This is a genomic window from Streptomyces sp. NPDC006687 (genome assembly GCF_040636215.1).
Classification (GTDB): domain Bacteria; phylum Actinomycetota; class Actinomycetes; order Streptomycetales; family Streptomycetaceae; genus Streptomyces.
This window is the reverse complement of sequence record NZ_JBEYJJ010000019.1, coordinates 53,013-75,481: the sequence shown is the minus strand read 5'-3', so window position 1 is coordinate 75,481 and position 22,469 is coordinate 53,013. Positions and strand designations below refer to the sequence as shown.

The 22,469-nt window shown below is 73.6% G+C and carries 17 protein-coding genes; 13 read left to right on the top strand and 4 right to left on the bottom strand.

Features of this window, described 5'->3' with window-relative positions; genetic code table 11:
* Positions 1–4: 4 nt before the first annotated feature.
* The gene (locus ABZ716_RS21895) at positions 5–1,057 is read left to right on the top strand and encodes an iron chelate uptake ABC transporter family permease subunit (RefSeq protein ID WP_358960983.1); all 1,053 of its coding nucleotides are present in this window, start codon (positions 5–7) and stop codon (positions 1,055–1,057) included.
* Positions 1,054–1,914 carry an ABC transporter ATP-binding protein gene (locus tag ABZ716_RS21890; protein ID WP_358960970.1) on the top strand — a complete coding sequence of 287 codons (861 nt, stop codon included), beginning with the start codon at positions 1,054–1,056 and terminating at the stop codon, positions 1,912–1,914. Before ABZ716_RS21895 ends, ABZ716_RS21890 begins: the two co-directional genes overlap by 4 nt.
* Here the strand turns inward: ABZ716_RS21890 and ABZ716_RS21885 are convergent.
* Entirely contained in the window at positions 1,898–2,245 is a 348-nt protein-coding gene (locus ABZ716_RS21885; protein ID WP_358814593.1) for an SCP2 sterol-binding domain-containing protein, read from the bottom strand. The two genes, ABZ716_RS21890 and ABZ716_RS21885, sit on opposite strands and share 17 nt — an antisense overlap.
* 64 nt (positions 2,246–2,309) lie before the next feature.
* Here ABZ716_RS21885 and ABZ716_RS21880 point away from each other — a divergent pair, with 64 nt between their 5' ends.
* From ABZ716_RS21880 to ABZ716_RS21860, 5 genes are all read left to right on the top strand, one after another.
* A complete protein-coding gene (locus ABZ716_RS21880) occupies positions 2,310–2,594 on the top strand; it encodes a hypothetical protein (RefSeq protein ID WP_358814592.1) in 285 nt (94 codons plus the stop codon).
* A gap of 7 nt (positions 2,595–2,601) precedes the next feature.
* The gene (locus ABZ716_RS21875) at positions 2,602–3,417 is read left to right on the top strand and encodes a TlyA family RNA methyltransferase (RefSeq protein WP_351886033.1); all 816 of its coding nucleotides are present in this window, start codon (positions 2,602–2,604) and stop codon (positions 3,415–3,417) included.
* Between the two features lie 38 nt (positions 3,418–3,455).
* Positions 3,456–4,370 (top strand): NAD kinase, encoded by a 915-nt coding sequence (locus ABZ716_RS21870; RefSeq protein WP_351886030.1) that lies wholly within the window; start codon positions 3,456–3,458, stop codon positions 4,368–4,370.
* Positions 4,371–4,476: 106 nt separating this feature from the next.
* Positions 4,477–6,195: a DNA repair protein RecN gene (recN, locus tag ABZ716_RS21865; protein WP_355973415.1), complete on the top strand. Its 1,719-nt coding sequence runs from the start codon at positions 4,477–4,479 to the stop codon at positions 6,193–6,195.
* A gap of 148 nt (positions 6,196–6,343) precedes the next feature.
* On the top strand, positions 6,344–7,456 hold the full coding sequence (locus tag ABZ716_RS21860; protein ID WP_358814590.1) for a glycosyltransferase family 4 protein: 1,113 nt from the start codon (positions 6,344–6,346) through the stop codon (positions 7,454–7,456).
* Between the two features lie 329 nt (positions 7,457–7,785).
* On the opposite strand, the gene ABZ716_RS21855 is transcribed toward ABZ716_RS21860, so the two are convergent.
* Positions 7,786–9,408, bottom strand: coding sequence for a PucR family transcriptional regulator (locus ABZ716_RS21855; protein ID WP_358960966.1), 1,623 nt, complete (start codon positions 9,406–9,408; stop codon positions 7,786–7,788).
* 196 nt (positions 9,409–9,604) lie between these two features.
* On the opposite strand from ABZ716_RS21855, the gene ABZ716_RS21850 reads away from it, so the two are divergent.
* Together ABZ716_RS21850 and ABZ716_RS21845 are read left to right on the top strand one after the other, a co-directional pair.
* A complete protein-coding gene (locus ABZ716_RS21850) occupies positions 9,605–11,176 on the top strand; it encodes an APC family permease (RefSeq protein ID WP_358960964.1) in 1,572 nt (523 codons plus the stop codon).
* Between the two features lie 11 nt (positions 11,177–11,187).
* A complete protein-coding gene (locus ABZ716_RS21845; protein ID WP_358814588.1) occupies positions 11,188–12,816 on the top strand; it encodes an NAD(P)/FAD-dependent oxidoreductase in 1,629 nt (542 codons plus the stop codon).
* 28 nt (positions 12,817–12,844) lie between these two features.
* Here ABZ716_RS21845 and ABZ716_RS21840 read toward each other — a convergent pair whose 3' ends face one another.
* Complete coding sequence (locus tag ABZ716_RS21840; protein ID WP_358960962.1) at positions 12,845–14,227, bottom strand: FAD-binding oxidoreductase; 1,383 nt, start codon at positions 14,225–14,227, stop codon at positions 12,845–12,847.
* Between the two features lie 87 nt (positions 14,228–14,314).
* The gene (locus ABZ716_RS21835; protein ID WP_358814586.1) at positions 14,315–16,168 is read right to left on the bottom strand and encodes a glycoside hydrolase family 15 protein; all 1,854 of its coding nucleotides are present in this window, start codon (positions 16,166–16,168) and stop codon (positions 14,315–14,317) included.
* Between the two features lie 412 nt (positions 16,169–16,580).
* Between ABZ716_RS21835 and ABZ716_RS21830 the strand changes: the two genes are divergently transcribed.
* The 4 genes from ABZ716_RS21830 to ald all read left to right on the top strand — a co-directional run bounded on the left by ABZ716_RS21830 (position 16,581) and on the right by ald (position 22,393).
* Positions 16,581–18,248: a CTP synthase gene (locus ABZ716_RS21830; protein ID WP_358814585.1), complete on the top strand. Its 1,668-nt coding sequence runs from the start codon at positions 16,581–16,583 to the stop codon at positions 18,246–18,248.
* Between the two features lie 74 nt (positions 18,249–18,322).
* Positions 18,323–18,970 carry an NUDIX hydrolase gene (locus tag ABZ716_RS21825; RefSeq protein WP_358960959.1) on the top strand — a complete coding sequence of 216 codons (648 nt, stop codon included), beginning with the start codon at positions 18,323–18,325 and terminating at the stop codon, positions 18,968–18,970.
* A 181-nt stretch (positions 18,971–19,151) separates the two neighbouring features.
* Entirely contained in the window at positions 19,152–21,125 is a 1,974-nt protein-coding gene (locus tag ABZ716_RS21820; protein ID WP_358960956.1) for a tetratricopeptide repeat protein, read from the top strand.
* A gap of 152 nt (positions 21,126–21,277) precedes the next feature.
* The gene (gene ald, locus ABZ716_RS21815) at positions 21,278–22,393 is read left to right on the top strand and encodes an alanine dehydrogenase (RefSeq protein ID WP_351886003.1); all 1,116 of its coding nucleotides are present in this window, start codon (positions 21,278–21,280) and stop codon (positions 22,391–22,393) included.
* Positions 22,394–22,469 lie beyond the last annotated feature (76 nt).

Here is a 22,469-nt window from a genome sequence, read left to right as displayed (position 1 = left end):
CGACCTGCGGAACCGCAAGGCCGCCCGGCCGCGCCCCCTGCGCGGCCCGGCCGCCACCTCGCTGCGCGTCGAGCCGCGCGCCCTGCTCGCCGGGCTGCTGCTGCTCGCCGCGACGCTGGTCCTGGCCGTCGTCCTCATCGGCACCGGCGACTTCGCCATCGCGCCCGGGGACGTCGTACGGACCCTGCTCGGCGACGGCACCCCCGCCGACGACTTCATCGTCAACGACCTGCGGCTGCCGCGGGTCCTGGTCGCGATCCTGGTCGGCGCGGCCCTCGGGATGTCCGGGGCGGTCTTCCAGTCCGTCTCGCGCAATCCGCTCGGCTCGCCCGACCTGCTCGGATTCGGCTACGGCTCGGCGGTCGGCGCCCTCGTCGTCATCACCCTGTTCAAGGGCGGGGCGGCCGAGGTCGCGCTGGGCGCGGTCGCCGGCGGTGTGCTGACGGGGGCCGTGGTGTACCTCCTGGCGTACAAGAAGGGCATCCACGGCTACCGGCTGGTGCTGGTCGGCATCGGGGCCTCGGCCGTGCTCGTCGCCGTCATCCAGTACCTGATCGCCAAGGCCGAGCTCGTCGAGGCGACCCGGGCGATGGTCTGGCTGACCGGGTCGCTGGCCGGGCGGGACTGGGCGCAGGTGTGGCCGCTGCTGATCACCTGCGCGGTGCTGTTCCCGCTGGTCCTCGGGCAGAGCCGGGCCCTGCGGGTGATCGAGATGGGCGACGACGCCGCGTACGCCCTGGGCGTCCCGGTGGAGCGGACGCGGATGCTGCTCATGCTGGCGGCGGTGCTGCTGACCACGGCGGCCGCGGCGGCGGCCGGGCCGATCAGCTTCGTGGCGCTGGCCGCGCCGCAGCTGGCCCGGCGGCTGACCCGCTCGCCCGGGTCGAACCTGCTGACCGGGGCGCTGATGGGCAGCGTCCTGCTGCTGGCCTCCGACCTGGCCTCGCAGCGGGCCTTCGGCGCGGACCAGCTGCCGGTGGGCGTGGTCACCGGGCTGGTCGGCGGGGTGTACCTGCTCTGGCTGCTCGTCATGGAGCGCAGGGCGGGCCGGATATGACGGATACGAGGAGTACTCAGGTGCAGCGGCTGACCGCGCAGAACGTCACCCTCGGCTACGACCAGCGGGTCATCGCCGAGAACCTTTCGGTGGAGATCCCCGACCATTCGTTCACCGTCATCGTCGGACCCAACGCCTGCGGCAAGTCCACCCTGCTGCGGGCCCTGGCGCGGATGCTCAGGCCCACCGCCGGGCAGGTGCTGCTGGACGGGCGGGCCATCACCTCCACGCCCGCCAAGCAGGTGGCCCGGACGCTGGGGCTGCTCCCGCAGTCCTCGGTCGCGCCCGACGGGATCACCGTCGCCGATCTGGTCGCCCGCGGCCGGTACCCGCACCAGGGGCTGCTGCGGCAGTGGTCGGCGCGGGACGAGCGGATCGTGCTGGAGTCGATGGCCTCCACCGGGGTGGCCGAACTGGCCGACCGGGCCGTGGACGAGCTGTCGGGCGGGCAGCGCCAGCGGGTGTGGATCGCGATGGCGCTGGCCCAGCAGACGCCGTTGCTGCTGCTGGACGAACCGACCACCTACCTGGACATCCAGCACCAGCTGGAGGTCCTGGACCTGTGCGCCCAGCTCCACGAGGAGCAGGGGCGGACCCTGGTGGCGGTGCTGCACGACCTCAACCAGGCGGCCCGTTACGCCACGCACCTGATCGCCCTGCGCGGCGGGGTCGTGGTCGCCGAGGGACCCCCGGCCGAGGTGGTCACCGCCGCTCTGGTGGAGGAGGTGTTCGGGGTGCCCTGCCGGGTCATCGACGACCCGGAGACGGGGACGCCGCTGGTGGTCCCGGCCGCCCGCAGGGCCCGTACGGCGGCGCTTTCCCCAGGGCGGGGCGGCGCCTCTAGAGCAGGCTCTTGAGGCGCAGGAGGTCGCGGAAGCCGGCCTCCAGGCGGACCCGGCCCGAGGCCCACGCCTTGGCGAACTTCAGCCGCCCGTCGACCAGCGCGAGCAGATCGTCCCCCGACATCGCCAGGCGGATCTCGGCCTTGTCGCGGGGCGGGCCGGGGGTGAGGGAGTCCACCCGGATCCGGCCGCCGTCGAGGCGCCCGGTGAAGGTCACGTCGAGGTCGGTGATGTGGCAGCTCAGGGACCGGTCGAGGGCGGCGGCGCCGCGCACCTCGCCGTCGGCCCCGGCGAGGTTGTCGGAGAGTCGGTCGAGTGCGGCGCGGCACTCCTGGATGGTAGCCATGGTGCTCCGACCGTACCGCAGAGCCGCGCGCCGCGGCCGGGGTGCTTCGGGGTAGCGTCAGGGCATGACCGACGACGAGTCCGGCAGCGTTCCGGACCTCCCCCAGGAGCCGGTGACGGAGCCCGGCGCCGGGGCCGGGGAGCCCGCCGGGCCCGCCCCGCTGGGCCTCGTACGCACCCCCACCGGCCACCCCGGGGTGGACGCGCACCTGGAACGGCTCGCGGACGCGGACCACCTGACGGCGGACGGGCACGCCGAGGTGTACGAGGATGTACACCGGGGACTGCGCGAGGCGCTGACCGCGCTGGACGCACACCCCGTCCCCGCACCGTACGAAAACAGGAGCTGAACCGAACGTGGCAGGAGTGGCGCGTCGCCGCCTGGACGCCGAACTGGTACGCCGCAGCATGGCCCGCTCGCGGGAACACGCGGCCCAGCTGATCGCCGCGGGCCGGGTGACCGTGGGCGGCACCACCGCGACCAAGCCGGCCACCCAGGTGGAGACCAGCGCGGCCCTCGTCGTCCTCAAGGACGACAGCGACCCCGACTACGTCTCGCGGGGCGGCCACAAGCTGGCCGGCGCGCTCGCCGCCTTCCGGCCCCTGGGGCTGGCCGTCGAGGGCCGCCGGGCGCTCGACGCGGGTGCCTCGACCGGCGGGTTCACCGATGTGCTGCTGCGCGCGGGCGTGGCCCACGTCGTCGCCGTGGACGTCGGCTACGGGCAGCTGGCCTGGTCGCTGCAGAGCGACGAGCGGGTGACCGTCAAGGACCGCACCAACGTGCGCGAGCTGACCGTCGAACTGATCGACGGCGTCCCGGTGGACCTCGTCGTCGGCGACCTGTCCTTCATCTCCATCGGCCTGGTGCTGCCCGCCCTGGTGCGGTGCACGGCCCCGGGCGCCGATCTGGTGCTGATGGTCAAGCCGCAGTTCGAGGTGGGCAAGGAGCGGCTCGGCAGCGGCGGTGTGGTGCGCAGCCCCGAGCTGCGGGCCGAGGCCGTGCGGGAGGTCGCCGCGCAGGCGTGGAAGCTGGGCCTGGGCGTGCTGGGGGTCACCGCGAGTCCGCTGCCGGGGCCGTCGGGGAACGTCGAGTACTTTCTGTGGCTTCGGGCGGGGGCACCGGCACTCGACCCGGGGGATGTCGACCGTGCAGTGGCGGAGGGGCCTCAGTGACAGATTCGTCAGCGTCATCTTCAGCGTCAGCGGGTGCCGTGGGGGCGGCGGGTCCGGAGGGGCCGCGCACCGTGTTCCTCGTCGCCCACACCGGCCGGCCCGCGGCCATACGCAGCGCCGAGCTGGTGGTGCTCGGGCTGCTGAAGTCCGGGCTGGGGGTGCGGGTCCTGGAGCAGGAGGCGCGGGACCTGCCGCTGCCGCCCGAGGTGGAGCTCGTCGGGGAGTGCACGCCCGAGGTGCTGGCCGGGTGCGAGCTGCTGATCGTGCTGGGCGGGGACGGGACCCTGCTGCGCGGGGCGGAGTTCGCGCGCGGGTCGGGGGTGCCGATGCTGGGCGTCAACCTGGGCCGGGTGGGCTTCCTCGCCGAGGCCGAGCGCGACGACCTCGACCGGGTCGTGGACCGGGTGGTGCGCCGGGCGTACGAGGTCGAGGAGCGGATGACCCTCGACGTCCTCGTACGGACCAACGGTGACGTGGTCCACCGGGACTGGGCGCTGAACGAGGCGGCCGTGCAGAAGGTGTCCGCCGAGCGGATGCTGGAGGTGGTTCTGGAGATCGACGGGCGCCCGGTGACCGGCTTCGGCTGCGACGGCATCGTCTGCGCGACGCCGACCGGCTCGACGGCGTACGCCTTCTCCGCGGGCGGTCCGGTGGTGTGGCCGGAGGTGGAGGCGCTGCTGATGGTGCCGATCAGCGCGCACGCCCTGTTCGCGAAGCCGCTGGTCACCTCGCCGGACTCGGTGCTGGCGGTGGAGGTGCAGACGGGGACCCCGCACGGGGCGCTGTGGTGCGACGGCCGGCGGATGCTGGAGCTGCCCGCCGGGGCGCGGGTGGAGGTCCGCCGCGGCACGGTGCCGGTGCGGCTCGCCCGGCTGCACCACGCGTCCTTCACCGACCGGCTGGTGGCGAAGTTCGCGCTGCCGGTGTCGGGTTGGCGTGGCGCACCGCACTGAGGGCCGCCGCGGACGCCTTATGAGAACACCCGTTCGGAAGACTCCGGGCGGGTGAGGTCACATGGCACCCGCGAAACCTCGGTATGGTCGTCCCGTGCTTGAGGAGATGCGGATACGGTCACTCGGGGTCATCGACGACGCGGTGGTCGAGCTGTCGCCCGGTTTCACCGCGGTGACCGGTGAGACCGGCGCGGGCAAGACCATGGTCGTCACCAGCCTCGGGCTGCTGCTCGGCGGCCGGGCGGACCCCGCCCTGGTACGGATCGGGGCCAAGGCGGCGGTGGTCGAGGGCCGGGTCGTCCTGCGCCCGGACGCGGCCGCCGCCGTACGGGCCGAGGAGGCGGGGGCCGAGCTCGACGACGGCGCCCTGCTGATCAGCCGGACCGTGTCCGCCGAGGGTCGCTCGCGCGCCCACGTCGGCGGCCGCTCGGTCCCCGTCGGCCTGCTCTCCGAGCTCGCCGACGACCTGGTCGCCGTCCACGGGCAGACCGACCAGCAGGGCCTGCTGCGGCCCGCCCGCCAGCGCCAGGCCCTCGACCGGTACGCCGGGGACGCCGTCGCCGTCCCGCTGGAGAAGTACGCCGGTGCCTACCGGCGGCTGCGGGCCGTCGCCGCCGAACTCGACACGATCACCACCCGCGCCCGGGAACGGGCCCAGGAAGCCGACCTGCTGCGCTTCGGCCTGGACGAGGTCGCCGCCGTCGAACCCCTGCCCGGCGAGGACGCGGAGCTGGCGGCCGAGGCCGAACGGCTCGGGCACGCCGAGGCCCTGGCCTCCGCCGCGCAGGCCGCGCACGCCGCCCTCGCGGGCGACGTCGAGGACCCCGAGGGCGTGGACGCCAACACCCTCGTCGCCGGAGCGCACCGCGCCCTGGAATCCGTACGCGCCCACGATCCGGTGCTCGGCGCGCTCGCGGACCGGATCGCGGAACTGGGCATCCTGCTCGGCGACGTGGCCGGCGAGCTGGCCGGGTACGCCGGTGACCTGGACGCCGACCCGCTGCGGCTGGCCGCCGTCGAGGAGCGGCGGGCGGCGCTGACCCAGCTGACCCGCAAGTACGGGGACTCCGTCGACTCCGTCCTGGAGTGGGCCCGCACGGGCTCGGCGCGGCTGCTGGAGCTCGAAGGCGACGACGACCGGATCGGGGAACTGACCGCCGAGCGCGACGCGCTGCTCGCCGAGCTCTCGCAGCTGGCCCAGGCCCTGACCGACGCCCGTACCGAGGCCGCCGAGCGGTTCGCCTCCGCGGTCACCGCCGAGCTGGCCTCCCTGGCCATGCCGCACGCGCGGGTCACCATCGAGATCCGCCAGACCGAGGCCCCCGACGGGGTCGAGGTGGGCGGCCGCCCCGTGGCCTACGGGCCCACGGGCGCCGACGAGGTCGAGCTGCTGCTCGCCCCGCACCCCGGAGCCCAGCCCCGGCCGATCGCCAAGGGCGCCTCCGGCGGCGAGCTCTCCCGGGTCATGCTGGCCGTCGAGGTCGTCTTCGCCGGCACCACCCCCGTCCCCACGTACCTCTTCGACGAGGTCGACGCGGGCGTCGGCGGCAAGGCGGCGGTCGAGATCGGGCGGCGGCTGGCCAAGCTGGCGAAGTCCGCCCAGGTCGTCGTCGTCACCCACCTGCCACAGGTGGCCGCCTTCGCGGACCGGCAGCTGCTGGTCGAGAAGACCGTCGACGGATCGGTCACCCGGTCGGGTGTCACCGTGCTGGAGGGCGAGGACCGGATCCGGGAACTGTCGCGGATGCTGGCCGGCCAGGAGGACTCCCAGACGGCCCGCGCCCACGCCGAGGAACTGCTGGCGGCGGCCCGGGCGGACGGCTGAGAGACCGCCGGCGTTCACCCGTGTGGGTGAGGCTGGGGGGCGCGCGGCGGTATCGCACACCGGATCCGCACCCGTATGGTCCCGGAACGCGCGTGCGGGCTGGCATCCTGGGCGACGTCTCTGACTCCTCACCCTGGAGCTACCGCCCGTGAGCAGCTCCCCGGTTTCCCCGCCGCCGCCCGCCCTGCCGTACGGGCGGCCCGCGCTGCGCGCCGTCCAGGTCCTCGGCGGCGCGGGCGCGGGCAGCAGCGCGCACGTCCGCTCCCTCACCACGGGGCTCGCGGCGCGCGGGGTACGGGTGACCGTGTGCGCCCCCGTCGCGGCCGAGGGGGAGTACGACTTCACCGGCGCCGGAGCGGAGTTCACCCCCGACGCGGCGAGCGCCCTGCGGGCCGCCTGCGCGGGGGCCGACGTGGTCCACGCGCACGGCGTCCGCGCCGGGATGCGGGCCGCGCTGGCGCTGCGGGGCCGGGGCCGGCGGGCGCCGCTGGTGGTCACCTGGCACGGCAGCGCACCGGACGCGGGGCCCCTCGGGGGGCTGGGCCGCCTGCTGGAGCGGCACGTGGCGCGGGCCGCGGCGGTGGTGCTCGGCTCCTCCTCCGACCAGGTGGACCTCGCACGCCGCCGGGGAGCCCGGGACGCCCGCCTCGCCGCGGTCGCCGTACCGGGGCTGCCTGCGGTACCCGACGCGGGCAAGACCCGGGCGGAACTGGGCGTGGTGGAACGCCCGCTGGTCATCGCCGTCGGCAGCCTGGTCGCCGGGCGCGGGTACTCCGTCCTGCTGGACGCGGCGCGTGCGTGGCGGGTGCTGGAGCCGGCGCCGCTGCTGGTGATCGCGGGGGAGGGGCCGCTGCGGCCCGAACTCGCCCGCCGCATCCGCGAGGAGGACCTCCCGGTCCGCCTCCTGGGCCGCCGCCGCGACGCCGACCGCCTGCTGGCCGCCGCGGACGTCGCCGTCCTCCCCAGCCGCTGGGAGGGCCGCTCCCTGCTGGCGCAGGAGGCCCTGCGGGCGGGGGTCGCCCTGGTGGCGACGGAGGTCGGCGGCATCCCGGAACTCGTCGGCGACGCCGCGGTGCTGGTCCCGTACGGCGACCCCGCCGCCCTGGCCGACGCGGTGACCACCCTCCTGGCCACCCCGGACCGCCGCGCCGCCCTCGCCCTCGCCGGCCGCGCCCAGGCGGCGACCTGGCCGACGGAGGACGACACGGTGGCCCAGATCCTCTCGGTCTACGACGAACTGATGTCCCGCCACCGCCCCTGAGCCCCTGCAAGCCAGTGCCCCCAGACGGCCTGCGGCCGCCGACCCGGGAGCAGCACGTAGCGATCTGCTGCGCCCCCGCCCCCGGACGCTGCTCTGTTCGGCGTTTCGTGCAGCCAGCACCCCCAGACGGCCGCCGGCCGCCGGCCGCCGAGCCGAGAGAAGCGCGTGGCGATCTGTCGCGCCTGGCCCCGCCCAGTCGTCCACCGCCGCCCGGCGGGCTCCCGCCCCCCCCACCCCCGTCCCGCACCCGGGGAGGCGGGTGGGCAGCTGCCGCCCGGGGGAAAACGGTCGAGGGGGAGATAGCGGGCCCGCGCCCCCGCCCCACCGCATCAAGACGCCGAAGCGTGCCTCCTCGCCCGGAGGGCCAGGCTCAAGGACAGGACCGTTTCCGGGTCGTCCAGGTCCGCGCCCAGGAGTTCCGAGATGCGGGCCAGGCGGTTGTACAGGGTCTGGCGGTTCAGGTGCAGCTCGCGGGCCGTCTCCGCCTTGCGGCCCGCGTGGGCCAGGTACGTCTCCAGCGTCGGCAGCAGCGGCGGCCGGGACGTGGCGTCGTGGGTGCGCAGCGCCCCGATCGCCCGGTCCACGAACGCCGCCAGGTCCGGGTGCTCCCGCAGCCGCCACAGCAGCAGGTCGATGTCCAGGCGGCGCGCGTCGTACCAGGGCCGGGCCGGCAGGCCGAGGGCGGCGGTGGCCGTCTCCGCGGCGTGCCGCAGCCCGGCGGAGGCGGCCGCCCAGTTGCCCGAGACCCCGGCCACCACCACCGGCGGCGCCCCCGGCCGGTCCAGCCCCGCCCGGTCCACCCCGGCCCGCAGCGCCGCCGCGACCCGGTCGGCGACCGCCGTACGTTCCGACTCCGCCCGCAGCGACACCAGCAGCGGCACCCGTCCCTCCACCGGCCGGACGCCCAGCAGCACCGGGACCCCGACCGAGGACAGCTCCTCCTGCACCGCCCGGGCCAGCACCGACCAGTTCCCGGCCGGGACCAGGTCCGAGGACAGCCGCATCACCAGCGGCAGCAGCGGCCCCGACCCCGGGCGGAAGCCCAGCACCCTCGCCTGCGCCGGGGCGTCCTCGGCGGTGATCCGCCCCTCCGCGAGGTCCGTCAGGAAGTCGCCCCGGCCGCGCGCGGCCAGCTCCTCCTCCTGACGGGCCTGCATCAGCACCACCGCCAGCACCCCGGCCGTCCGCTCGGCCGCCATCCGGTGCACCGGCAGCAGCGGCGCCGACACCCCGACCAGCACCACCCGGGCCCGTACCGAGCCCGTGCCGTGGCCGCCGCCGGGCACGTCGACCACCACCGCGTTCGCCGGGGGCTCGGCCGCCCGCTGGCCCCGCAGCCCCTCCCACACCTGGAGCGGGTCCGCCGCCGCCTCGCCGGCCACCGGCCCGGCCGCGTACAGGAGTTGGCCGTCCGGGGTCTCCAGGAAGACCGGGTTGGCGGTGAAGTCGGCCAGGATGCGCAGCACCTGCGGGATCCCGCCGCCGCCCAACAGGGCCTCCGTACACCGCCGGTGGACCTCCTCGGCCCGCTGGAGCAGGGCGTAGTGGTGGTTGACGATCTCGGTGTGGATCTCCTCCGTCACCGTCACGAAGGGGACTTCCCGGTGCAGCTGGACCAGCGGCAGCCCGGCCGTGCGGGCGGTCTCCACCAGTGTGGCCGGCAGCCGGGTGAAACGCGGGCCGAGCTCCACGACCAGCGCGGCGATCCCGCGGTCCGCGAGGCGCCGTACGAAGGCCCGCTGTTCGGCGGGGCGGGTGCCCAGCCCCAGCCCGGTGGTCAGCAGCAGCTCGCCGCCCTTGAGCAGCGACGCGATGTTGGGCACCTCGCCCGCGTGCACCCAGCGCACGGTCCGGCCGAGGCGGTCGGCGCAGGCCACCACCTCCGGCAGCCCGCTGCGCAGTCCGGGCAGCTCCAGTGCCCGCTGAACGGTGATCCCGCCCTGGTTGTCCATATCGCGGGACGCTACCGGCCGACGTGTTCCGAGGACATCACCGGGTGGTTACGTAGTCCGGCATGTCCCCTTCTCCGACCGACAACTCGTCGCCCCTGCCGAAAGATTATCGGACTGCGTGCCAATTGTGGCGTGCGTCACCCGGGTGGAGAGTGGCGGCCTCGCTCAGGCACCGACAGGAACGAGGCACACCCCCATGACCCGACCCACCGCCCCGCCTCCGCCCGCCTCCCCGGAATCCCAGGGCGCCCCCGGAGGCACACCCCCCGTCCAGCGTCTCAAGGCCAACTCCGTCGGCCTCGTCGGCGTCGTCTTCATGGCCGTCGCGACCGCCGCGCCGATCACCGCGATGACCGGCAACCTCCCCATCGCCGTCGGCTTCGGCAACGGCACCGGCGCACCCGCCGGCTACCTCTTCGCCACCCTCGTCCTGACCGTCTTCTCCGTCGGCTACGTCGCGATGGCCAAGCGGATCACCGCCGCCGGCGCCTTCTACGGGTACATCTCCCACGGCCTCGGCCGGATCGCCGGCATGGCCTCCGGGATGCTCGCCGTCCTCGCCTACATCGTCTTCGAAGCCTCCATCGTCGGCGTCTTCTCCTACTTCGCCAAGACCACCGTCCACGACCAGCTCGGCGTCGACCTGCCCTGGATCCTGTACGCGGCCGCGATGCTCGCCGTCACCGCCGTCCTCGCCCACTTCGACATCAACCTGACCGCCAAGGCCCTCGGAGTGATGCTCGTCGCGGAGATCGCCGTCCTCTTCGCGGTGGCCACGGCCGTGCTGCTCGCCGGCGGCGGCCCCGACGGGATCCCCGTCGAGCCGGTCAACCCGAAGAACGCCTTCACCGGCACCTCCGCCGGGCTCGGCCTCTTCTTCGCCTTCTGGTCCTGGGTCGGCTTCGAGTCCACCGCCATGTACGGGGAGGAGTCCCGCGACCCCAAGCGCGTCATCCCCCGGGCCACCCTCGTCTCCGTCGTCGGCGTCGGCCTCTTCTACATCTACGTCTCCTGGATGACCATCGCCGGCAACGGCCTGGCGAAGTCGGTGGAGCTGTCCGCCTCCGCCAGCCCCCTGGACCTGTTCTTCGCCCCCGCCCACCAGTTCATCGGCGCCTGGGCCGTCGACGCCTTCCAGTGGCTGCTGCTCACCGGCTCCTTCGCCTGCGGCATGGCCTTCCACCAGTGCGCCGCCCGCTACCTCTACGCCATCGGCCGCGAGGGCTTCCTGCACCCCGCCCTCGGCCGCACCCACCCCCGGCACGGCTCCCCGTACCTGTCCTCCGTCGTGCAGACCGTCATCGCCACCGCCCTGGTCGCCGGGTTCTGGCTCAGCGGCCAGGACCCCTACCTGCACCTCTACACCCTGCTCGCGATCCTCGGCACGATGGCGATCCTCATCGTCCAGACCCTGTGCTCCTTCGCCGTCATCGGCTACTTCCGCAAGAACCACCCCGAGGACCGGCACTGGCTGCGTACCTTCACCGCCCCGCTGCTCGGCGGGATCGGGATGACCGCCGTCGTGGTCCTGCTGGTGCTCAACATGCAGACCGCGGCCGGAGCCGCCGCCGACTCCCTCTTCTTCAAGCTGATCCCCTGGATCGTCGGCGCCGTCTTCCTCGGCGGCCTGGGCCTGGGCTTCTGGCTCAAGTACAAGGCCCCGGAACGCTACGAGATCATCGGCCGCATCGTCCTGGAGGACGCGGCGGAACGCCCCGACGAGACGGCCCCCACCACCCACACCGACCCGACCGCCGCGACCGTCTGAGAGGCACCGCCATGCCCCGCACACCGCTCATGCACGCCCTGCACCGGATCGCCGCCGACCACGCCGCCGCCCGGCGGCTGCGGCTGCCCGTCGCCGAGGTCCGCGGCTCCACCCGCCGCGAACTCCTCGGCCGGGCCGCCGCCCTCGGCCTCGGCACCGCCCTCGCCTCCTCCGCCGTCGCCCACGCCGCCCCGGCGCCCGCCCCCGCCAAGAGACCCTCCGGCCCCGCCCGCGTCGCCGTCGTGGGCGCCGGGATCTCCGGCCTGACCGCCGCCCTCACCCTCCAGGACGCCGGCATCCCCTGCACCCTCTACGAGGCCAACCCGGACCGGGTCGGCGGCCGCATGTGGACCCAGCGCGAGCACTGGGCGTACGGGCAGACCTCCGAGATCGGCGGCGAGCTCATCGACACCAGCCACAAGAAGATCCAGGAGCTCTGCCGCCGCTTCGGCCTGCCCCTGGAGGACTTCCTCGGCGGAGGCCCCAACGGAGCCGAGGAAGTCCTCCACTTCGACGGCGCCTACTACTCCCGCACCCAGGCCGACGAGGACTTCAAGGCCGTCTACCAGGCCCTCCACCGCGACCTCCAGGAAGCCGGCGAGGTCTCCTGGAACTCCACCACCCCCGCCGGCACCGCCCTCGACGAGATGACCCTCTACGAGTGGATCGAGACCCGCGTCCCCGGCGGACACACCTCCCGGCTCGGCCAGTTCATGGACGTCGCCTACGCCGTCGAATACGGCGCCGACACCCAGGCGCAGTCCGCCCTGGCCCTGGTCCTGCTGATGGGCTACCAGCCCAACCCCGGCAACTTCAACGTCTGGGGCCTGTCCAACGAGCGCTACCACATCACCGGCGGCAACGACCGCCTCCCGCACGCCATCGCCGCCGCCCTGAACCCCGGCACGCTGGTCATGGGCAGGTCGCTGGTCGCCGTCCGCGCCAACGCCGACGGCACCCAGACCCTCACCTTCGACGACTCCGGCGCGGTGCGCACCGTCACCGCCGACCACACGGTCCTGTGCGTGCCCCTGCCGGTCCTCCAGCGACTCGACACCTCGCAGGCCGGCTTCGACCCGCTCATGCGCAACCTGCTGCGCGACGCCCGGATGGGCTACTGCACCAAGCTCAACATGCAGTTCACCGCTCGCCCCTGGCGCGGCACCGGTCCCTGGCCCGGGGTCTCCGCCGGCGACTGCTTCACCGACTCCGCCGTCCAGCAGACCTGGGACACCACCAAGGTCCAGCCCGGCAACGGGGGCATCCTGCTCCAGTACGGCGGCGGCTCCCTGGCCGGGGCGCTCACCCCGGGCAGCCCCTTCGCCACCGAGTCCGATCCCTACGTCCGCGACCTGGCCTCCCGCGTCCTGACCGGCGTCGACGTCTTCTTCCCCGGCACCAAGGCGGTCTGGACGGGCCGCGCCCAGCTCTCCGCCTGGCACCGCAACCCGTACTCCCTGGGCGCCTACTCGTACTGGCCCACCGGCTACCTGCACCGCTACGCCAAGTACGAGGGCACCGCGCAGGGCAACGTCCACCTGGCGGGCGAGCACTGCAGCTACGACTTCCAGGGCTTCATGGAGGGCGGCGCCACCGAGGGCGCACGCGCGGCCCGCGAGGTGATCGCCGCCCTCACCTAGCCCCCGCGGAGCCGGGCGGGCGCCGGCCTCACACCGGCGGGATGTTGTGGTTGAAGCGGAAGACGTTGTCCGGGTCGTACTGCCGCTTCAGCCGCGCCAGCCTCCGCATGTTGTCGGCGCCCAGCCCCGCCACCACCCGGTCCGCGCCCTCGTCGCCGGTGAAGTTCAGGTACACCGCGCCGGTGGACCACGGCTGGACGCCGTCGCGGACGTCCCGCACCCACCGCACCACGCGCTCGTCGTCGGCGGGGTCCTCCCACATCCCGAACGGGTGCACCGCCCAGGGCGCGTCCCGGAACGGCACCGGGTAGTCCGCGCCGCCCGCGGCGACCGCCCCGCCCTGCGGCCACAGCACGTGCTGGGTGCCGGTCGGCACCGGCATCGAGCCGGCCAGGGCGCAGAACGCGTCCACGAACGGGTCGGGCGCGCCGGTCAGGTACTCCGCCGACCAGTAGTTCCGCAGGCCCGGCGGATCGTCGAGCATGCACTGGAGCTCGGTGTACGGGATGGCCGTCACGACCTGCGCCTCGTGCGGGATCCCCAGCAGCGGGTCGGCCAGCTTGCGCAGTTCGCCCTCCGGCCCCGCGTACGTCAGCAGGGCCCCGGCCAGCAGCCGGCCGACCAGGTGCGGCGGGAGGAACGGCGCGGGCGGCCCGGTCACGTAGAGGGCGCCGCCGCCGGCCTCGTCCGGGCCGGACTCGATGACGTCGCGGAAGGCGCGGATCACCTCGGGCCCGCGCTCGGGCAGGTAGAAGACCAGCGCGATGGACAGCGCGGGCAGCTCGTGCAGCCGCAGCGTCAGCGAGGTGGCGATGCCGAAGTTCCCGCCGCCGCCGTGCAGCCCCCAGAACAGCTCGGGGTGGTCCTCGGCCGTGACGTCCAGCAGCTCGCCCTGGGCGGTGACGAGCTCCACCCCCAGCAGGTTGTCCACCGCCAGGCCGAACGTCCGGTCCAGCCATCCCGTGCCCCCGCCGAGGACGTAGCCGCCGACGCCGGTGGTGGAGGCCCGGCCGCCGGTGGTGGCCAGCGCGTACGGTTCGCAGGCCCGGTCCAGGTGGCTCATCGTCGCCCCGCCCGCGACCTGGACGGCCTTCGCCGCCGGATGGACGGTGACCTCGTGCATCCGGCGCAGGTCCACGACCACCCCGCCGTCGTTCAGGGACATCCCGGCCACGCTGTGCCCGCCGCCGCGCACCGCCACCGGCAGGTCCAGGTCCCGGGCGAAGCGCACCGCCGTGACCACGTCCGGCACGCTCTCGCACTGGGCGATCACCGCGGGCCTGCGGTCGGCCATCGCGTTGAAGACGGTGCGGGCCTCGTCGTACCCGGGGTCCTCCGGGGCGAAGACCTCGCCCGCCAGGTCCTCGCGGAGCGCGGCAAGCGCCGTGCCCGCCTTCGAGAGGGGAGCCATGGCTGCCCCTCCTTTCCCCAGAAGGGCATGGGACCCCTCCAGGTTAGGCGGCCGCCCCCATGGCCGCCGCCCGGGCACCCGGTTCCGTCAGCCCCCGTACGCCCCGCTCGCCGTCAGCCGCAGCGCGGTGTCGATCAGCGGGACGTGGCTGAACGCCTGCGGGAAGTTGCCCACCTGCCGCTGGAGCTTGGGGTCCCACTCCTCCGCCAGCAGCCCCAGGTCGTTGCGGAGCGACAGCAGCTTCTCGAAGAGCCGGCGGGCCTCGTCGACCCGGCCGATCATCGCCAGGTCGTCGGCCATCCAGAAGGAGCAGGCGAGGAAGGCGCCCTCGTCCCCCTCCAGCCCGTCGACGCCGGCCTCCTCGCCGGCCGTCGGGTAGCGCAGGATGAACCCGTCCGGGGTCGACAGCTCCCGCTGGATGGCCTCGATGGTGCCGATGACCCGCTTGTCGTCGGGCGGCAGGAAGCCCATCTGCGGGATCAGCAGCAGCGAGGCGTCCAGCTCCTGGGAGCCGTAGGACTGGGTGAAGGTGTTGCGCTCGGGGTCGTAGCCCTTCTCGCACACGTCCGCGTGGATCCGGTCGCGCATCTCGCGCCAGCGCTCCAGCGGGCCGTCCGCGTCCCCGCTCTCGATCAGCTTGATCGTGCGGTCCACCGCCACCCAGGCCATCACCTTCGAGTGCACGAAGTGGCGGCGCGGTCCGCGCACCTCCCAGATGCCCTCGTCCGGCTCGTTCCAGTGGGTCTCCAGGTAGCGGATCAGCTTCAGCTGGAGCACCGAGGCGTAGTCGTTGCGGGCCAGTCCCGTCATGTGGCCCAGGTGCAGGGCCTCGGTGACCTCGCCGTACACGTCGAGCTGGAGCTGGTGGGCGGCGCCGTTGCCGACGCGCACGGGGGAGGAGTTCTCGTAGCCCGGCAGCCAGTCGAGCTCCGTCTCGCCGAGCTCCCGCTCACCGGCGATCCCGTACATGATCTGGAGGTTCTCCGGGTCGCCGGCGACCGCGCGCAGCAGCCAGTCCCGCCAGGCGGCGGCCTCGCCGCGGTAGCCGGTGCGCAGGAGCGAGGAGAGGGTGATGGCGGCGTCGCGCAGCCAGGTGTAGCGGTAGTCCCAGTTGCGGACCCCGCCGATCTCCTCCGGCAGGGAGGTGGTCGGCGCGGCGACGATCCCGCCCGTGGGGGCGTAGGTGAGGGCCTTGAGGGTGATCAGGGAGCGGATCACCGCTTCCCGGTAGGGCCCGTGGTACGTGCAGAGGTCGACCCACTCGCGCCAGAACTCGGACGTGGCCTCCAGGGCCGCCTCGGCGTCCGGGGCCTGCGGGGCGCCCAGGTGCGAGGGCTGCCAGCTGATCGTGAAGGCCACCCGGTCGCCCGGGGCGACGGTGAAGTCGGAGTAGGTCGTCAGGTCCTTGCCGTAGGTGTCCGCGTCGGCGTCGAGCCAGACGGAGTCGGGGCCCGCGACGGCCACCGTGCGCCCCTCCACCTTGTGCACCCAGGGCACGACCCGCCCGTAGCTGAAGCGCATCCGCAGGGCCGAGCGCATCGGCACGCGGCCGCTGACGCCCTCGACGATGCGGATGAGCTGCGGTGCGTGCCCCTCGCGGGGCGGCATGAAGTCGATGACGCGGACGGTCCCGCGCGGGGTGTCCCACTCCGACTCCAGCACCAGCGAGTCACCGCGGTAGCGGCGGCGGGCCGCCCGTGGCGGCTCCTGTCCCGCGGGGAAGGCGGGGCCGATGCGCCAGAAGCCGTGTTCATCGGTGCCCAGAAGGCTCGCGAAGACAGCGTGGGAGTCGAAGCGTGGCAGGCACAGCCAGTCCACCGCCCCGTCCCTGCAGACCAGCGCCGCGGTCTGCATGTCCCCGATCAGTGCGTAATCCTCGATGCGCCCGGACACGTTGCTCTCCAGTCGAACGGCCACGTCCGCCCCGTAGGGCGCTTGCATTGCGCTGTCGCGCGGTCTCCTGTGCGCAGGGATCCCCGCGTCGAGTCCTACATTGCCGGAACCGGCGTTGTTACGCCGTTCGCCGGACTGCTCGGCGGCGATGTGCAGCGGTATCCGAGCACGCTATGAGCGCACCCTAGTGATCTCCTTAAGTATGGGGACAATGTCACTCGGCCGAACGGGTGACCTGGACGAACGCGGCCGCGGGACGGGCCGCCCAGCTCGCGGGCCTCGCCGCCGGGCAGCGAGCCCGGAGGCGGACCGTCCCGGGCGCTGATAGGCTGGTACCCCGTGGACCGGTGGTCTGCCTGTGCGAATCAGGAGCCCCGAAACCGCAGCTTCGGCACCCCCGGCAACGGGAGAAGTCGCCGGACGCACCTCACCTCGCGACCACGGGAGCCCCCTCTTGGCTATGCCGCCCGCTGCTTTCCGAAACAGCACAGCCATGACGACCAAGCACATCTTCGTCACCGGGGGTGTCGCCTCGTCCCTCGGGAAGGGCCTGACCGCCTCCAGCCTGGGTGCGCTGCTCAAGGCGCGGGGCCTGCGGGTCACGATGCAGAAGCTCGACCCGTACCTCAACGTGGACCCCGGCACGATGAACCCGTTCCAGCACGGTGAGGTGTTCGTCACCAACGACGGCGCCGAGACCGACCTGGACATCGGCCACTACGAGCGCTTCCTCGACGTCGACCTCGACGGCTCGGCCAACGTCACCACCGGCCAGGTCTACTCGCAGGTCATCGCCAAGGAGCGGCGCGGCGAGTACCTCGGTGACACCGTGCAGGTCATCCCGCACATCACCAACGAGATCAAGCACCGCATCCGCCGCATGGCGACCGACGACGTCGACGTCGTCATCACCGAGGTCGGCGGCACCGTCGGCGACATCGAGTCGCTGCCGTTCCTGGAGACCGTCCGCCAGGTCCGCCACGAGGTCGGCCGCGACAACGTCTTCGTCGTGCACATCTCGCTGCTCCCCTACATCGGCCCCTCCGGCGAGCTGAAGACCAAGCCCACCCAGCACTCCGTCGCCGCCCTGCGCAACATCGGCATCCAGCCCGACGCGATCGTGCTGCGCGCCGACCGCGACGTCCCCACCTCCATCAAGCGCAAGATCTCGCTGATGTGCGACGTGGACGAGGCGGCCGTGGTCGCGGCGATCGACGCCAAGTCGATCTACGACATCCCGAAGGTGCTGCACACCGAGGGCCTGGACGCCTACGTCGTCCGCAAGCTCGACCTGCCCTTCCGCGACGTGGACTGGACGGTGTGGGAGGACCTGCTGGACCGGGTCCACAACCCCGACCACGAGGTCAAGGTCGCGCTCGTCGGCAAGTACATCGACCTGCCCGACGCCTACCTGTCGGTGACCGAGGCGCTGCGCGCCGGCGGCTTCGCCAACCGGGCCCGCGTCCAGATCAAGTGGGTCACCTCCGACGACTGCAAGACCCCGGCCGGCGCCGCCGCCCAGCTGTCCGACGTGGACGCGATCTGCGTCCCCGGCGGCTTCGGCGACCGCGGTGTGAACGGCAAGGTCGGCGCGATCACCTACGCCCGTGAGAACAAGATCCCGCTGCTGGGCCTGTGCCTGGGCCTGCAGTGCGTGGTCATCGAGGCCGCACGCAACCTCGCGGGCATCGAGGACGCCAACTCCACCGAGTTCGCGCCCTCCACCCCGCACCCGGTCATCTCGACCATGGAGGAGCAGCTGGCCTTCGTCGAGGGCGCGGGCGACCTGGGCGGCACCATGCGCCTGGGCATGTACCCGGCGAAGCTCGCCGAGGGCTCCATCGTGCGCGAGGTCTACGGCGACCAGGCGTACGTGGACGAGCGCCACCGCCACCGCTACGAGGTGAACAACGCCTACCGCGGCGAGCTGGAGAAGAAGGCCGGCCTGGTCTTCTCCGGCACCTCCCCGGACAACAAGCTCGTCGAGTACGTCGAGTACCCGCGCGAGGTGCACCCCTACCTGGTGGCCACCCAGGCCCACCCGGAGCTCCGCTCCCGCCCGACCCGCCCGCACCCGCTCTTCGCGGGCCTGGTCAAGGCCGCGGTGGAGCGCCAGCAGCAGGGCTGACGCTCGGTAACGTAGGCAGCCGGGGTACGGAAAGATCCGTACCCCGGCTGTCGCGCGTTGTGGAGGACATCGGCATGGGCATCGGCATCGGTACCGGCATCAGGGACACCGCGGAGAGCTGGGAGACGGTGGCGTCCAGGCGGCCCTTCGAGGGCGCCAAGACGGCGGTGAACTCGGACCAGGTGAGGATGCCCGACGGCTCGGTGGCCCGCCGGGACTACCAGGCGCACCCCGGTTCGGTGTGCGTCCTCGCCCTGGACGGGGAGGGGCGGGTGCTGGTGCTCAGCCAGTACCGCCACCCGGTGCGGCGCCGGCTGTGGGAGCTGCCGGCCGGGCTGCTCGACGTCCCCGGGGAGAACCCGCTGCGGGCGGCGCAGCGGGAGCTGGCCGAGGAGGCACACGTCAAGGCGGCCCAGTGGCGGGTGCTCGCCGACTTCTTCCCCTCCCCGGGCGGCTCCGACGAGGCCGTCCGGATCTTCCTGGCCCGCGAGGTGGCCGAGGCGGAGGGGGAGCGGTACGCCGAGACCGACTCCGAGGAGGCCGACATGCAGCTGGCCTGGGTCGAGCGCGAGGAGCTGGTACGGGGCGTGCTCGCCGGTGAGTTGGGCAACGCGGCCCTGGTGACGGGCGTCCTCGCCCTGACGGCGGCCCTCGCGGGCGACGGCCTGGACGCCCTGCGCCCGGCCGACGCCCCCTGGCCGGCCCGCCCGTACGAGGCATAGCCGCCGCTACGGGGCGATACCGCCGCCGCGCCGGCCGCGGTGTTCCACGCCGCGGCCATGGACATCTGAAAATAGGGGTATCCGCTGATCCGATCGGGCGATCTACGGGCCGCGCTCGCCACGGTTGGTCGCTCTGCGTGAACTACGCTCAGCAACCCGAAGGCAGGAGAGGAGCGGATCCGTGGCGGATATCGTCGGGCGGCGGCGTGAGCTGAAGGAGCTGCGCGAGGACATCGCGCGGACCGGACTCGACACCCTCTCGGGCCGCAAGGCCAAGGCGCCCCGCGCGCGGGTCCTGCTCGTCGCGGGACGCCCCGGCTCCGGCCGGACCGCCCTCGCCGAAGCCTTCGTACGGGAGGTCGCCGACGACTACCCCGACGGGCTGGTCCGGGTCCGGCTCACCGCCCCCGGCGGCGAGCCCCTCGAAACCGAGCGGGCCGTCCGCACCCTGCTGGAGGGCCTGGGGGAGCGGACCCCGCCCGGCGCCGTCGAGGACGACCTCAGCGCCGCCCTCCGCGAGACCCTCAGGAACCGGCGGGCGATCCTTCTCCTCGACGACGCGGCCGACCCCCACCAGGTCGACGCCCTGCTCCCCGACACCCCCGAGTGCCTGGTCGTCGTCACGGCCGAGGGCCCGCTCACCGGCATCCCCGACGTCCGCCCCTGCACCCTCGGCGGGCTGGACACCGGCTCCGCCGTCGAGCTGCTCGGCCGGATCATCGGGGACACCCGGATCACCGTCGACCCGCACGCCGCCGAGGACCTCGCCGAGGAGTGCGGGGCCCTGCCCGCCGCGCTGGCCCTGGCCGGCGGCTGGCTCGCCGCCCACCCCAAGGCCGCCGTCGCGGACGTGGCCAAGCAGCTGCACGAGATGTCCCCGGGCACCTCCGGCCCCCTCGGCCGCGCCTTCCGGTTGGTGTACGAGTCCCTCCCGCAGCCCGCCCAGCGCACCCTGCGGCTGCTGCCGCTGGCCCCCGCCGGGATCCTCGACTCGCACACCACCTCCGCCCTCGCGGGCTGCTCCGTGGCCGCGGCGCAGTCCACCCTGGAGGACTTCGCCCGGCTGGGCCTCGTCCGGCAGGACCGGGACGGGCTGTTCCTGCTCCCGCGCTGCCTCGCGCCCTTCCTGCGGTCCCTGCTGGAGGCCAGGGAGCGGCCCGCCGAGGTGCAGCTGGCCCGGGCCCGGATGCTGGAGCGGACCGTCCGCCTGCTGACCTCCTGCCGGGCCATGGCCGAGCTGTCCGAGGAGGAGGCGCAGGAGGCCCGGGCGGATCTGGAGGGGCTCCCGCGCGCCCTCCGCTTCCCCGACCGGCGGGCCGCCGCCACCTGGCTGGACACCCGGCTGCCCGCGCTGACCGCCTCCGCCGATCTGGCGGTGGCCGACGGCGGCCTGGACACCCTGGCCCGCCGGCTGGTCTCCGCGCTGGTCAGGGCCCTGGCCGGGCACTGGGGCACCGAGGCCGCCGCCCCCGAGCTGTACGGGCTGCACCGGCTGGTCCTGGGCGTGGCCGAGCGCCGCCACCTGCACCGGGAACAGGCGGCGGCCCTGCTGAACCTGGCCGATCTGGACGCCGCGACCGGCCGCACCTCCGAGGCCCTGGAGCGGTACCGGGCCGCGCTGGCCGCCGGAAAGGCCGCGAAGGACCCGTACGCGACCGGCCGCGCGATGGAATCCGTAGGCGGGGCCTACCAGGAGCTGGCGGACTGGCCGCGGGCCTCCGACTGGTTCGGCCGCGCCCTGGCCCACGCCCTCACGCGGGGGGAGCGGGCGGACGAGGCCAGGCTGTACGGGCGGCTCGGCAACGTGCACACCTACGCGGGCCGCTACGGGGAGGCGCTGCGCAGCTGGCGCGCGGCCGCCGCGGGCTACCGGCGGCTGGCCGATGTGCCGGGCCAGGCAAAGGCGTTGAGCGAGATGGCCCGCGTCCAGGAGTACGCCGGACGGCCCGAGGAATCGCTGCACACCTGCCGTGAGGCGATCGAGCTCGCGCGCCGTGCCGCAGACGTGCGTCTGCAGGCCGCGCTCCAGGTCCGGCTGGCCGACACCCTGGACCGCCTCGGCGACCCGGCGGCCGCCCGGCTGCACCGGTCGGCGGCCGACAGATTGCTGGGAGATGACCCCGTCGCCTGCGAAATCCGCAGTACCTCGGACTAAAATTATTGGTTTGCAAGGCTAGACAGGGACTCATCCTTCATTAGACTGGCTTCACCACGTCATTCCGTGGTGCATCCCGTTGCGCGTTCTTGTGGGCGGGTATGTATGGAAGTGCCCGGTATCATCCCCTGAGTCAAGGACCGTGATCGACGATGAAGGTCGGCATCCCCCGCGAGGTCAAGAACAACGAGTTCCGGGTCGCCATCACGCCCGCCGGCGTGCATGAGCTGGTCCGTAACGGCCACCAGGTCTTCGTCGAGCAGAACGCCGGTGTGGGCTCCTCGATCACGGACGCCGAGTACGTGGCCGCCGGTGCCGAGATCCTCGGCACCGCCGACGAGGTCTGGGCCACCGCTGACCTGCTGCTGAAGGTCAAGGAGCCCATCGCGGAGGAGTACCACCGTCTCCGCAAGGACCAGACCCTCTTCACCTACCTGCACCTGGCGGCCTCCCGCGAGTGCACGGACGCCCTGCTGGAGTCCGGCACCACCGCCATCGCGTACGAGACGGTCGAGCTCGCCAACCGCGCGCTGCCGCTGCTCGCCCCGATGTCCGAGGTCGCGGGCCGCCTGGCCCCGCAGGTCGGCGCCTACCACCTGATGCGCTCGGCCGGCGGCCGCGGCGTCCTCCCGGGCGGTGTCCCCGGCACCCACGCCGGCGAGTGCGTGGTCATCGGCGGCGGCGTCTCCGGCTGGAACGCCGCGCAGATCGCCATCGGCATGGGCTTCCACGTGACCCTGCTCGACAAGGACATCAACAAGCTCCGCGAGGCCGACAAGATCTTCGGCACGAAGATCAAGACGATCGTCTCCAACGCCTACGAGCTGGAGAAGGCCGTCGTCGAGGCCGACCTCGTCATCGGCGCCGTACTGATCCCGGGTGCGAAGGCCCCGAAGCTGGTCACCAACGAGCTCGTCGCCAAGATGAAGCCCGGAAGTGTCCTTGTCGACATTGCCATCGACCAGGGCGGCTGCTTCGAGGACTCCCGTCCGACCACCCACGCCGAGCCGACCTTCCAGGTCCACAACTCGGTCTTCTACTGCGTCGCCAACATGCCGGGCGCGGTGCCGAACACCTCCACCTACGCGCTGACCAACGCGACCCTGCCCTACATCGTGCAGCTCGCGAACCTCGGCTGGGCCGAGGCGCTCCGTCGCGACGCGGCGCTGGCCCTGGGCCTCAACACCCATGACGGCAAGGTCGTTTACGGCCCCGTCGCCGAGGCCCACAACCTCGAGTCCGTCGAGATCAGCGCGCTTCTCGGCTGAACCGTCAACGACTGACGTCAATCTCACGTCTCCGGCCGGACCTTGCCCGCAAGGTCCGGCCGGACGCGTTTGCGGC